The 13,143-nt window shown below is 41.2% G+C and carries 15 protein-coding genes; 12 read left to right on the forward strand and 3 right to left on the reverse strand.

The genetic code is table 11. The features are described from left to right. Positions 1 to 196: 196 nt before the first annotated feature. The 5 genes from COR50_RS07725 (at position 197) to COR50_RS07745 (ending at position 4,599) form a co-directional block, all read left to right on the forward strand. The gene (locus COR50_RS07725) at positions 197 to 2,353 is read left to right on the forward strand and encodes a TonB-dependent receptor (protein WP_098193467.1); all 2,157 of its coding nucleotides are present in this window, start codon (positions 197 to 199) and stop codon (positions 2,351 to 2,353) included. 31 nt (positions 2,354 to 2,384) lie between these two features. Next, on the forward strand, positions 2,385 to 3,029 hold the full coding sequence (locus COR50_RS07730; protein ID WP_098193468.1) for a hypothetical protein: 645 nt from the start codon (positions 2,385 to 2,387) through the stop codon (positions 3,027 to 3,029). A 64-nt stretch (positions 3,030 to 3,093) separates the two neighbouring features. After that, positions 3,094 to 3,693: a hypothetical protein gene (locus tag COR50_RS07735; protein WP_098193469.1), complete on the forward strand. Its 600-nt coding sequence runs from the start codon at positions 3,094 to 3,096 to the stop codon at positions 3,691 to 3,693. Between the two features lie 2 nt (positions 3,694 to 3,695). Beyond that, positions 3,696 to 4,289 (forward strand): hypothetical protein, encoded by a 594-nt coding sequence (locus COR50_RS07740; RefSeq protein WP_098193470.1) that lies wholly within the window; start codon positions 3,696 to 3,698, stop codon positions 4,287 to 4,289. Between the two features lie 16 nt (positions 4,290 to 4,305). After that, complete coding sequence (locus COR50_RS07745) at positions 4,306 to 4,599, forward strand: winged helix-turn-helix domain-containing protein (protein ID WP_098193471.1); 294 nt, start codon at positions 4,306 to 4,308, stop codon at positions 4,597 to 4,599. A 93-nt stretch (positions 4,600 to 4,692) separates the two neighbouring features. Here COR50_RS07745 and pdxA read toward each other — a convergent pair whose 3' ends face one another. Further along, positions 4,693 to 5,769 carry a 4-hydroxythreonine-4-phosphate dehydrogenase PdxA gene (pdxA, locus tag COR50_RS07750; protein ID WP_098193472.1) on the reverse strand — a complete coding sequence of 359 codons (1,077 nt, stop codon included), beginning with the start codon at positions 5,767 to 5,769 and terminating at the stop codon, positions 4,693 to 4,695. A gap of 112 nt (positions 5,770 to 5,881) precedes the next feature. Here pdxA and rsmA point away from each other — a divergent pair, with 112 nt between their 5' ends. From rsmA to COR50_RS07770, 4 genes are all read left to right on the forward strand, one after another. After that, positions 5,882 to 6,640 carry a 16S rRNA (adenine(1518)-N(6)/adenine(1519)-N(6))-dimethyltransferase RsmA gene (rsmA, locus tag COR50_RS07755; RefSeq protein ID WP_098193473.1) on the forward strand — a complete coding sequence of 253 codons (759 nt, stop codon included), beginning with the start codon at positions 5,882 to 5,884 and terminating at the stop codon, positions 6,638 to 6,640. Beyond that, positions 6,637 to 7,569, forward strand: coding sequence for an NAD(P)-dependent oxidoreductase (locus COR50_RS07760; protein WP_098193474.1), 933 nt, complete (start codon positions 6,637 to 6,639; stop codon positions 7,567 to 7,569). Before rsmA ends, COR50_RS07760 begins: the two co-directional genes overlap by 4 nt. 127 nt (positions 7,570 to 7,696) lie before the next feature. Next, entirely contained in the window at positions 7,697 to 8,170 is a 474-nt protein-coding gene (gene greA / locus COR50_RS07765) for a transcription elongation factor GreA (RefSeq protein ID WP_098193475.1), read from the forward strand. A gap of 217 nt (positions 8,171 to 8,387) precedes the next feature. Beyond that, on the forward strand, positions 8,388 to 8,789 hold the full coding sequence (locus tag COR50_RS07770) for an HIT family protein (RefSeq protein ID WP_232516306.1): 402 nt from the start codon (positions 8,388 to 8,390) through the stop codon (positions 8,787 to 8,789). Positions 8,790 to 8,837: 48 nt separating this feature from the next. Here COR50_RS07770 and COR50_RS07775 read toward each other — a convergent pair whose 3' ends face one another. Beyond that, positions 8,838 to 9,608: a response regulator transcription factor gene (locus COR50_RS07775; protein WP_098193476.1), complete on the reverse strand. Its 771-nt coding sequence runs from the start codon at positions 9,606 to 9,608 to the stop codon at positions 8,838 to 8,840. A 159-nt stretch (positions 9,609 to 9,767) separates the two neighbouring features. After that, a complete protein-coding gene (gene ruvC, locus COR50_RS07780) occupies positions 9,768 to 10,349 on the reverse strand; it encodes a crossover junction endodeoxyribonuclease RuvC (RefSeq protein WP_098193477.1) in 582 nt (193 codons plus the stop codon). Between the two features lie 135 nt (positions 10,350 to 10,484). Here ruvC and COR50_RS07785 point away from each other — a divergent pair, with 135 nt between their 5' ends. The 3 genes from COR50_RS07785 to COR50_RS07795 all read left to right on the forward strand — a co-directional run bounded on the left by COR50_RS07785 (position 10,485) and on the right by COR50_RS07795 (position 13,107). Next, complete coding sequence (locus tag COR50_RS07785; protein WP_394336708.1) at positions 10,485 to 11,372, forward strand: lysylphosphatidylglycerol synthase domain-containing protein; 888 nt, start codon at positions 10,485 to 10,487, stop codon at positions 11,370 to 11,372. Between the two features lie 10 nt (positions 11,373 to 11,382). Beyond that, on the forward strand, positions 11,383 to 12,216 hold the full coding sequence (locus COR50_RS07790) for a DUF3108 domain-containing protein (protein ID WP_098193479.1): 834 nt from the start codon (positions 11,383 to 11,385) through the stop codon (positions 12,214 to 12,216). A gap of 189 nt (positions 12,217 to 12,405) precedes the next feature. Then, the gene (locus COR50_RS07795) at positions 12,406 to 13,107 is read left to right on the forward strand and encodes a response regulator transcription factor (RefSeq protein WP_098193480.1); all 702 of its coding nucleotides are present in this window, start codon (positions 12,406 to 12,408) and stop codon (positions 13,105 to 13,107) included. Positions 13,108 to 13,143 lie beyond the last annotated feature (36 nt).

Below are 13,143 nucleotides of genomic sequence, written 5' to 3' on the forward strand. Positions count from 1 at the left end.
TCCCATACAGGGGATGGCTTTTGTGTTTTAAGTCATGATCGGCTTAAGCAGTACCTCTTTTTATTTTTTTATGCAAAATATTGATATTCATATAAATAAATATCAATATGCTATTTAGACCCATTTTTCTTTATTTGAAAATTTGGTTTATAATATAAACTAGTTTATGTTTGTGTCAAATTGATCCCAAACCACTATGTTGAAAGCTTACATTTGCTTGTGTTTATGCCTATGTCTACCGGTAATTTTATCGGCTCAAACCAAAATTTCCGGCACTGTTACCAATAATAGGAAACAGCCTTTGGCCGGTGCGAATATTTATATCAAGGGGGCTTATGATGGTGCAACCTCCGGAAAGGATGGTAAATACGGATTTACAACTACCGAAAATGGAAAAGTAATATTGGTGGCATCATTCCAAGATTACCAGTCGATAGAACTGGAGCTGGAATTAACCGGTGCTCCTTTAGTGCAACCGATCGTGTTAAAGAAAGGTGCCAATGAATTAAAAATGGTTACTATCTCGGCCAGCTCTTTCGAAGCGGGAGATAAAAAGAAGAATCCTGTGCTGACGCCATTGGACATCGTATCTACCGCGGGAGCCAACGCCGATATCGTTGGGGCGCTCAAGACTTTACCGGGAACGCAGCAAGTGGGGGAGCAGACAGGATTGTTCGTGCGGGGCGGTACCGGTTATGAAACACAGACTTTTATCGATGGGATGCTGGTGAGGAACCCATTCTATTCCGGGATGCCTGATCTTGCTACTAGGGGCCGGTTTTCTCCCTTTCTATTCAAGGGAACCACCTTTAGCAGCGGGGGGTATTCCGCTCAATATGGTCAAGGTTTATCATCTGCCTTAATCTTGGAAACGGAGGATCTGCCGGATCGTTCTTCATCTACTTTGAATTTATCGACGGTTGGTATTGGTGGCGGCATTTCCAAGCTGGCCAAGAACAAAAAATCATCTTATGGTTTAGAAGCTGATTATTTTAACCTAACTCCATATTACAAGATTGTACCGCAGAAAAATGAACCCAGCACTTATCCTTCCGGCTTAAATACCACGGCGAACTTCCGTGTAAAAACTTCTAAATCGGGCATCCTTAAATTCTACGGAACTTATGCGTATAACACATTTGGATATATCAAGAATAGTATTGAATATCCCAAGGCAAAGGAGGAGTTTAGTCTAAAAAACGGGAATGTATATACGAATATGTCATACCGTGAACGGTTAAACGAAAATTGGAAGCTTGATATGGGTGTTTCCTACAGCACCAACAATGATAATATTAAGATGGATACTTTTGCCAATGAAATTCCTACTACTAAAGTTCATAATAATTCCCAGTTACTTCAGTTCCGGCCAATGATCAGCCGTAATATCGGGTTTACAACCTTGCGCCTGGGAATGGAGTACCAATATGCTACGGAGAAAGTGGTGTATAACGGCGATGAGCTTACTTATCACGATCAATATACCGCGGCTTTTGCCGAGGGGGATGTATATATTACTCCCAGGCTCGTGAGCAGGATGGGAGCGAGGTTCGAGTATTCTTCCATCTTGGCAAAAACCAATATCGCGCCGAGGGTTTCATTGGCTTACCGCTTGAGTGGCGATGGACAAGTTTCACTGGCGTATGGAGAATACTACCAGAAGCCGGAACCACAGTATATCCGCTTTAATCCGAACATGGATTATATGAGGGCAACGCATTACATTGCGAGCTATCAGAAAGTAGCCAGCCTGCATACTTTCCGGGTAGAAGCGTTTTATAAGAAATACCATGACCTCGTGAAGACTGTTCCCGATTTGAACAATGACGGGAAAGGTTACGCGAGCGGTGTAGAACTTTTTTACCGCGATAAGAAAACTATTCACAATGGCGATTTTTGGATATCGTATTCATATTTAAATACGAAACGTGATTATTTGAATTATCCGGCTGAAGTACAACCCGATTTTGCGGCAAACCATACCGCTTCATTAGTATATAAACAATTTATTCCCTCTATTACGACCTACTTGGGCATGACTTATAGTTTTGCTACCGGGAGACCGTATTATGACCCGAATAAACCGGAGTCGGAATTTTTGAAAGATCGTACGAAAGCCTTCAATACGATGGGCTTGAGCGTAATTCATACTACGTCAATAGGAAAAGCTTTTACTGTTTTAGTTGCTTCCGTGACGAATGTTTTAGGTACTGAACAGGTTTACGGCTACCGTTATTCTTCAGATGGATTACGCAGGGATGCAGTGGGGCCATTAGCGCCGCGCTTTTTCTTCCTGGGTATGTTTATGAGTTTCGGAATTGATCGAAGTAAAGATATTATTGATAATAATTAACATTCATAAAACCTCAATTAAATAGTGTCATATGAGAAAGTTCATTTTCGCAATTTGCTTTTCCTTATTAGGTCTTCAAGCAGTATATGCACAAAATAATTACCAGTCCACGATGGAAAAACTGGTGACCCAGCTAGATACCACCAAGATGTCGGGTGAACAATATTTGCAGATGGCCAATACCTTTGATCGTATCGCCGCTGCGGAACAAGGCGAATGGTTACCCAATTATTACGCTGCTTATTGCAGGATAATGCTGGCTTTCAGCGAAAAAGATCCTGAAAAAATCGATGCTTTATCGGATGCGGCGGAATTAAATCTTGACAAAGCAGAGCTGGTAAAACCGGGAAACTCCGAAGTGAATTGCCTGAGGTCAATGATTGCAAGCGCGAGGATCGGTGTGGATCCGATGACCAGGGGACAAGTATACGGACCCAAGTCGGCTGAATACTTAGCATCTGCCAAAGCGGAAGACCCAGGAAATCCGAGGGTATATTTTCTCTTGGGACAAAGTTTATATTACACACCGGAAGCCTTCGGTGGCGATAAGGCAAAAGCAAAGCAACTATATGAATTATCACTGGAAAAGTTCGAGACATTCAAACCGGAGAGTAAGATTCATCCGCATTGGGGAGAAGAATATGTAAAAGGCTTGGTAAAAACACTTAAATTTTAATAATAATTAACCTTTTGAGCTCACCGGTAAACCGCCGGTGAGCTTACCCTTTAAAATTAGAATTATGGAACAAAGAGAACAAACGCAGCATATGAGCGGGGAGCAAAGTATGGCAATCATACAGCAAATCATTCACGATGCTAAGTTTAAATTCTCAACGAATGGCGTAGAATTTCTAATGTGGGGATGGTTAGTAGCGATTGCAGCCATCGTGCAATACCTGTTGATTCAATTAGATTACCCTAGAAGCTGGCTGACTTGGGCCGTTTTTATGCCCATGGGTATGATTGTCACGATTTACCGCACCCTCCGGAGATTTAAAAAACAAACCTACCAGTTAACGGTGACGAACATATTCTTGTCGGTAATACTAGGCTTTAGCATATCCGTGCTAATATTGATTTCCATGATGCACAAGATAGGACCGATTACAGGTATGGGCATTTCCCTCGTGTTTTATGGTTTCATGTTATTTGTTTGCGGTAATATTATAAGGTTTTGGCCAATGATCGCCGGGGCAATCATAAATTGGATTGCAGGATTTATAGTAGTCATGTACCTCGATATTCCCAATTCATTGTTAGCTTTAGCTATCGCTGCAATTTTAGGGTACGTGGTTCCCGGGCATTTATTAAGATATTCCTACAACAATAAAAAAGCGTAAAAATGCAAGACAAGCCGATGCAAGAACAAGAGAGTCTTGCGTTAATACAATCGATGATAGCCACAGCGAAGCAAGGTGTGAAAGCTAATGGTAAAGGATTTATCACCTGGGGATGGATATTAGCCGCAGCATGTTTATCCACGTATATTCTTTTCATGGTGCATTTTAAATATCCTTTACTACCTTGGTCGATATTAACAATTGGCGGTATTATAGCCATCGTTGTAAATATATTCAAGGAACCCGCTCCGGGTAAAGTAAAAACGTATATGGATGAATTGTTGAAAGGTTTTTCGACAGGGTTTTATATTTGCCTGGTAATCATCGTTGCGGCTATGAATTTAGACGTGATGAACGTATTGACAGGCTTTTCGATGTTATTGATGCTTTACGGATTATTGATGTACGTGGTAGGTTATTCCATCAAATTCAATCCCTTGATTACCGGCGCTATCGTTACATGGGCCGGTTGCTTGGTAGGATTATATTTAAAGAGTACCGCTTACTTGATGTTGATATCGGCGGGAGCAATTATTGTAGGATTTATTATTCCCGGTTATAATTTGAAGAAAGCATGGAAGAACAATCCGTATTAATAGGAAAATGTAGATAATGAATTTTAAGGATCTGGACCCGGTTTTACATTCGCAATTAAGATTGGCAATAATGAGTATCTTGATTAGTGTCAAGGAAGCAGAATTTACTTTCTTGAAAGAGAAGACGAATGCTACTGCCGGTAACCTAAGTGTTCAGATCAACAAGTTAAAGGAAGCCGATTACGTGGAAGTAATAAAATCTTTCAAGAATAATTATCCCCAAACCATCTGCAAAATTACTTCGAAAGGTATCAAGGCATTTGAGAGTTATGTAAATGCGATACAGTCTTATTTGAATATTGGCAAGTAAGGCTTACGATGCTTCCATAGAATAATAGCAGATCTGTAGAAAAGACCCAATCGTTTCCCGATAAATAAACCCGGTAGGAAAATTTATACATTCTTATGCCAAATGCTCCGATGCCAATTCCGTTTTCTTCAAGGGGTTGGCTGTATTTTCTGCGTATCGATTCCTTTGGTTAATAATATCAATGCAATAAAATACCGCTTCACGGAATGATTCGGGGTTAGCGAGGTTTTTACCTGCTATATCGAAGGCGGTACCGTGATCCGGAGAAGTGCGCACGATCGGCAAACCGGCAGTATAATTAATGCCTTCTCCATTGGCCAAGGATTTAAATGGAATCAATCCCTGGTCGTGGTACATCGCTAAAATACCGTCAAATTGTTGATACATACCGCGTGCGAAGAATGCATCGGCGCTATATGGTCCAAAGCATAATATGCCTTGCTGTTTAGCTTGTTGGATCGCCGGGATGATCGTTTTTTGCTCTTCGTCACCGATCAGTCCATCGTCACCGGCATGTGGATTTAATCCTAGAACGGCTATTCTCGGCTTATCTATACCGAAATCCTTGATCAAGCTTTCTTTCATTAATTGCAGCTTGCTCAGGATATTATCGACAGTTACGTATTTACTGATTTCCGAAACGGGGACATGTTCAGTTAGTAATCCTACGCGCATATTCTCCGCCGTCATCAGCATCAGCACATCCTTAGCGTTGAAAGATTCCTTCAACCAAGGCGTATGCCCGGTATAAGCAAAATTATGTTGTTGGATATTGTTTTTATGAATGGGTGCGGTCACGATGCCATGAATTTCATTATTACGCAGGCATTGCAGCGCTACTTCGAGGGAGCGGGCGGCATATTTTCCGCCGATGTCATTGAGCTGCCCCGGGTTAATCTGAACTTCTTCTTCCCAGCAATTGAAAACACTGACTTGCTTAGGATTAATCTTGCTAAAATCCTTGATACTTTGATAATTAAAGTTGGATTCGCCCAATTGTTTACGGTAGAAGTTGATCGTTTTGTTAGATGCGAAGATTATCGGCGTGCATAAATCCAACATCCTGCTATCCAGGAATGTTTTGATAATAATTTCCGTACCGATGCTGTTGATATCACCGATAGTAATCCCGATTACGGGTTTTTCGTGGTTTACATAATGCTGGCTCATAATCTTTATCGCTAAATGACGAACAAATATAAGAAATAGTTGCGGCTTGCTACAGCTTGATTCATCGCTGCGGCCTAACAGCCATATTTATTTCCTACTTTTGTGTTTTCATATGGATAAGTACACACTGAAGAAGTCGCTAGGACAACACTTTTTAAAAGATGAACGCATTTGCCAGGATATCGTGGCAGCGATGCCGGTATTAGATGGGATGCAGCTGTTAGAAGTGGGACCGGGCGGCGGCGCCATCACTAAATATCTTTTAGAAATTCCTAATATATCATTTAAAGCCATTGAACTTGATAGGGAGAAAGTTGCTTACTTGGAGCAAACTTATCCTGCTATCCGGGGAAAGATTCTCAATGTAGATTTCTTGTTGGCCCCGGCCCCTTTCGATGGTATTTTTCATGTGATCGGCAACTTCCCGTATAATATTTCTACTCAAATCATGTTTAGAATCTTGGAATGGAAAGACAAGGTGCCCGTAGTGGTCGGGATGTTTCAAAAGGAAGTGGCCAGGCGTATAGCCGCAGACCATGGCAACAAAGAATACGGAATTTTAAGTGTTTTATTCCAAGCATACTACGATGTAGAATATCTCTTCGATGTGGACGAGCATGCATTTAATCCCCCTCCGAAGGTGAAATCCGGCGTAATTCGATGCACCAAACTCAGGGTGCCGTATGATATTGCCAACGAAAAGAAATTATTTACACTGGTTAAAACAGCTTTCAATCAAAGGCGTAAACAATTGCGCAACCCCTTGAAGGCTTTGTTTGACAAGGAAACTTTACAAGACGAGATATTTAGCAAAAGGGCCGAGCAATTAAGTGTTGCCGACTTCGTTGCGCTTTCACACAAAATGTTATGAGACCGTTAGTTTTAATTACCGCCAAGGTGCATCCTTACCTGATCGATAAATTGGAAATTGCAGGGTTCGATGTAGACTATAAACCTTCTATTACTTACGAAGAGGTTCGAAATTCCATACATAGTTATACCGGTTTGATTGTTACAACACGGATTAAAATTGATAAAGCCGTTATCGACAATGCCACCCAATTGGAATGGATCGGTCGCCTAGGCTCCGGGATGGAGCTGATAGATGTTGCTTATGCCGCCTCCAAGGGAGTTAAATGCGTCAGCAGCCCCGAAGGAAATGCAGAAGCTGTAGGAGAACAAGCCCTGGGGATGCTGCTGGCATTAACCAACAATATTATCAAGAGTAATTTGGAGCTCCGCGATGGAATTTGGGAGCGGGAAAAGAACCGTGGCTTTGAAATAGGAGGCAAAACCGTGGGAATCATTGGCTTAGGTCATACGGGCAGTGCTTTTGCTCGAAAGTTAAGGGGCTTCGATGTTAATATCTTGGCATATGATAAGTATAAATCAGGTTTCGGCAATAACTACATCCGTGAAGCCAGCCTCGATGATATTTTTGCCGATGCCGATATTGTTAGCACCCATTTACCATTGACGGAAGAAACTCGGCATATGGTAAATATGGCTTTTTTTAAATCATTTGCCAGGCCAATCATATATATGAATACCTCTAGGGGCAAAGTTGTAAATACCACCGACTTGATCGAAGCCTTGGAAACGGAAGTTCTTGCGGGGGCTTGCCTGGATGTTTTGGAAAATGAAAAAGTAGCTTCCTACAATGAGCAGGAAAAGTCACAATTGCATTATTTGGCCCATAGTCCTAAAGTGGTACTCACGCCGCATATCGCAGGGTATTCGCATGAAGCAAGTATCAAGATGGCTGAATATGTGTTGAAAAAGTTAAACATATCCCAATAATATATATGATGATTTAGGTGGGAATGAAGTAAAAAAAAATTATATTTGCTTATATACATAGTAACAACGCTCTTGTGCAAATGAGAGCGTTGATTTTTTATTGTAATAAATTAAAATTCAAACGGTTATGTCTGGCGTAAATTATGTTACAAAGGAAACCCTTGAACAAATGAAGGAAGAGTTAACTTTCCTGAAAACCAAGGGAAGGGCTGAGATTGCAAAAGCTATTGCTGAAGCGCGTGAAAAAGGTGATCTGAAAGAAAATGCTGAATACGATGCGGCTAAAGAGGCTCAAGGCCTCCATGAGGCCAAAGTAGCATCTTTAGAGAACGCTATCGCCACTGCCAGGATTTTAGATGCCGAAGATATTGATACCTCCAAAGTTTCCATCTTATGTAAGGTTACTATTACCAATATGGCCAACAAGAAAACGGTTACTTACCAGCTGGTCTCTGAAAAGGAGGCCGATTTGAAAGCCGGTAAGATCTCTGTTACTTCACCCATCGGTAAAGGTCTATTAGGAAAGAAAGTCGGAGAGGTGGCAGATGTGATTGCACCGAACGGTGTATTGAAATTTAAAGTTGATGAAATAGCAATTTAAAATAGCGACAAATTTATTATTAAAGGCTCGCTACAATAGCGGGCCTTAATTTTTTAAGCTAGGAATGCTTCCCTACTCAGCCCGGGAAGCATTTTCTTTTCAAGAATTTTGTTCACGGATTCTTAGGGATTTTGAGATTGCACGGATTGGGGGGGCTTTTCTTTCTTTGTGGGGATTAGCGCTATTTATATTATTTTGCTGGGGTAAATTGATGATTATGACAATATTTTCTAAGATTATTAAGGGAGAGATACCGAGTTACAAGATTGCGGAGAATGATCAGTTTTTTGCTTTCCTGGATATTAATCCGATGATGCCCGGGCATACTTTGATTGTACCAAAGGTTGAAATAGACCGGTTTTTTGATGTGCCGGATGTGTTTCTACAAAATTGGCTGGCTTTTGCTAAGCCAATAGCTAGGGCGATAGAGGCTGTTGTACCTTGTGATAGGGTAGGTATTACCGTTATGGGATTGGAAGTACCCCATGCACATATGCACTTGGTGCCTATTAATTCAGCGGATGATGTGAATTTTACCAGGCCTAAATTAAAAATGGAACCTGCCGCGTTTATAGCGGTGCAAGAAAAAATTGTGGAAGCTTTAAATAGCCAAGTATAGCAATCTATTGCACTAAACCGGATAGAGACACACGCGGGGTAAATTGTTTTACTCCGTGCTCTCGTTTTCCTGTAAGCTCGCGATGTATTCGTTTAGATTAAAGTCCTGGGGCAATTCATCTTTCGGCATATGAAATTTGAACCCGATGCCATGTAGCGTTTCCAATTTTACTGGGGACTCAGCCGGGAAGTTTTTCCTTATTTTAGTAATGAACACGTCCATGCTCCGCCCCAAGAAATAATCGTCTTTTCCCCAAACATGGTAAAGTATTTCTTCACGTTTCAAGGTCTTATTGGCGTTTTCACAAAGGAATTTCAATAAGTCCGCTTCCTTTTGGGTTAAGATCTTTACTTTTTTCTTGGCGTCGGGGTTCACGATCTTCAATTCACCGTAATCAAAGATGAGGTTACCCAGTTTATAAATTGCTTTTTTATCAGCATTTAACGGGCGGGTTCTCTTTAAGAAAACTTCGATTCGGTATAACAATTCCTGCATACTGAACGGCTTGGTAACGTAGTCATCAGCGCCATGCTTAAACCCGGTGATCTTATCCTCGTCCAGGGATTTAGAAGTCAGGAATAATATGGGGACAAAATCGTTTTTCCGACGAATCAGTTGAGCGAGGGTAAAACCATCTTTTTTAGGCATGACAACGTCCAACAGGCAGATATCATACATGGTCCTTTGAAATTCTTTCCAGGCGGTGTCTCCGTCAATGCAGTGTTCAACAAAAAATCCGGCCTCCTCTAATCTTTTTTTCGTAACCGCGCCAAGATTGAAATCATCTTCAACTAGTAATATTTTGGCTTTCGTATCCATTTATGATACTCTTGAGGGTTTAGTGTAAAATTAGCAATAAATGATCATGTTAGGTGTATCCATTATAATCACTTACCAGTTGTGGATTTGCAATTCAAAATAAGCACATTTTCTCAATTTAAAAATAGCCTTTTATTATTCATTCTTATTCATTTTCTACTAACGCACCACCCGGCCCGGATTTTCATTCATAAATTGTTGCCAGCTCGACTTCTTACCCTTCTTGATCGTTTTCGGGCCAGGGTCCGGTACCGGCAATTTATCTTGAAAATGATGACAAACCGCCACGGCCAAGGCATCAGTAGCATCTAAATATTCCGGTCTTTCATCGAATTTAAGGATATGTTGCAACATTTGCCAAACTTGTTCCTTATTAGCATTACCGTTCCCGGTAATGGATTGCTTCACTTTTTTAGGGGAATATTCGGTCACATCCACCCCTTGCTGCATGGCCGTAGCAATCGCAACACCCTGCGCCCTCCCCAATTTAAGCATACTTTGAACATTTTTACCGAAAAAAGGTGCTTCGATGGCGCAGGCATGTGGGTTATATTGCAAAATTAGTTCATGAACACGGTGGTGAATTTGTTGTAATCTATGGTAATGATCTTTATGCTTGGATAATTTCAGGACCCCCATTACGATAATATTGGGCTGCTGGGCCTTTATTTCGATAATGCCATAGCCCATTACCAGGGTGCCTGGGTCGATCCCGAGAATTATTTTTGAATTGTTTGCCAACCTAAGGTTATTTTTGCCAAAATCTTTAGAATTCTGAACAAAAATACCAAAATAATCCTCAATTATCTTTTCGGTGGTGGACTGTTTGCTTGGTTAAGCTATTCCATCTACCGTCAATTGAGCCACCAGCAAAATTTGAAGAGCACCCTCGCGGAGATGCAAACATTGGTTGCGGAGCAGGGAATACTAATTTTATTGCTGATGGGTATCATGATGATGGTCAACTGGGGATTGGAAGCAAGGAAGTGGCAACTGCTGGTGCGACCTTTAGAATATGTACCTTTTAAGCGCGCATTTATGGCGGTATTCTCGGGCGTCTCGGTTTCGGTGAGTACACCCAACCGTGTCGGGGAATATGGAGGCCGCGTACTTTACCTGGCCAACAGGCATAAGCTGAAAGCAATTGCAGCCACGATCGTAGGTAGTTATAGCCAATTGATCGTGACCATCGTAATGGGTCTTTGCGGGATGATTTTTTATATTAACAACTTCGAAATCATTAAGTCCAGTCAATATTTTGCCCCGAATTTTTGGGAGAAAATACTACTAGGCGTGTTAATTATGATTTGTGTGTTAATCATTCTATTATATTTTAGACTACAAATAATCGTTGCTATCTTTGATAAGGTACCTATACTGAGAAAAGCCAAGATATTTGTTTTGATCATAGCCCGGTATTCAGCAAAGGATTTAAGGAAACTGTTGCTCTTGTCTACACTGCGTTATATGGTCTTCTCGGCACAGTATTTGATTTTGTTGTACGCATTAGGAGTAACCGTGGTTTGGTGGCAGGGATTTTTGATGATTAGCACGATATATCTAGTGATGGCCATTGTACCTACTATCGCGATAGCCGAGTTAGGGTTGAGGGGACAAGTGAGTTTGTATTTCCTTGGTTTATTGAGTAAAAATATGGCGGGTATTATCGCGGCTACGGTGGGATTATGGTTGATTAACCTCGTATTGCCGGCTGTAATAGGATGTATTTTATTATTAGGCGTCAAAATTTTTAAGGATAAATAGCCTCCGTTCAATGAAGTATTTAGTACTAATGTTTTTAGGATTGACTGTCACGGGTGCACCCAGGGTCATCGATCCTGCCCCGATGCCCCCGCCAGCAAAACAATCTACCCGCGAAGATTTCTGCGGTATCCACAATACCAGTTTCAAAGCAGGGGAAAGTATTACGTTCAAAGTTTATTATAAATTAGCCAAAGTATATGTTGGCGCCGGACAGGCAGTATTTAACTGCAAGCTGGAAAAATATAACAATAAAGACGTTTACCACGTTGTTGGCGATGGCAGAACCTTCAGGGCATATGACTGGATATTCAAAGTTCGCGATAAGTACGAAAGTTATATCGATACAGCTACCCTCAAACCCTTGCGGTTTATCAGGAACGTGAACGAAGGCGGTTATAAAATTTACAATAACGTTTCTTTTGACAGGGAAACTAACAAGGCAACCAGCACAACGGGAATATTTGATGTCCCTAATTGCGTACAAGATGTAATCAGTTCTATTTATTACGCGCGTAACATCGACTTTTCGAAATACAATCCCGGCGACCGCATCCCGTTCTCCATGTTTTTGGATGACGAGGTCTACAATATTTACATCCGCTACATTGGTAAGGAAGAAGTTAATACGAAATTTGGTAAATTCCGGGCAATCAAGTTTAAACCGCTGCTGATTAAAGGCACCTTGTTCGAAGGCGGTGAAAAGATGAATGTTTGGGTAAGTGATGATGCCAATAAGATTCCCCTGCGTATAGAAAGTCCCATATCAGTAGGAAGCGTCGTGGTTGATATGGTAGAATACTCGAACCTGCGACATCCTTTTTCCTCGTTATTAAAGGCGAAATAAGAGGCTTTGAATGCTTGTAAACGCTTTCTACAGCCGTTTAACAAAACTTTCACACCCCCGCCAAATACCCGCGAAACTTCATATTCCAGATAAGAAGAGCCCCGGTTGCTGTGCCATTGAAAGGCTAGGTTGCCTAAAATCAACCTAATTCCTTGTATATTTGTTATAGACACATTAATACCCTTTATTATGGAAGAACGTAAACCCAAAATACTGTTAGCAGAAGATGATACGAACCTAGGCATGGTGTTGAAGAATTACTTGGAGCTGAATGATTATGATGTTGAACTATGTAGGGATGGTATCTTGGCTCTGGCTGCATTCCGCAGGGATAAATTCGATATCTGCTTACTGGATATCATGATGCCTAATATGGATGGCTTCCAATTAGCGGAGGAAATCAGGGATGTGGATCCCGATATTCCCTTATTCTTCCTTTCTGCCAAAACCATGAAAGAAGATATCATCCAAGGTTATAAACTGGGCGCCGACGATTACATTTCCAAACCTTTTGATAGCGAGTTGTTATTGCTGAAAATAAAGGCCATCCTGAAAAGGAATGCCGAATTGAACCAGAAGGAAGAAGAAGTGCACGAGTTCAAAATCGGGTTCTATGATTTTAATTCCAGGTTGCGTACTTTAACGCATGGTGGTGAAAGTCATACGCTTTCTCCCAAAGAAAATGAATTATTACATATGCTATGCGAGCATAAGAACGATCTTTTACCGAGGGAAGTGGCCTTGAAGAAGATCTGGGGTAGCGATACTTATTTCAATGGTCGCAGTATGGATGTGTATATAGCGAAGTTGCGTAAATATTTGAAAGATGATCCTAACATCGAGATCGTGAACATTCACGGGAATGGTTTCCGGTTAGTCGTAAAGGACTAAAATACTTGGGGCGGGCTTCTTATGAAACCCGCCCCT

The sequence above is a fragment of the Chitinophaga caeni genome, assembly GCF_002557795.1.
Lineage (GTDB): Bacteria > Bacteroidota > Bacteroidia > Chitinophagales > Chitinophagaceae > Chitinophaga > Chitinophaga caeni.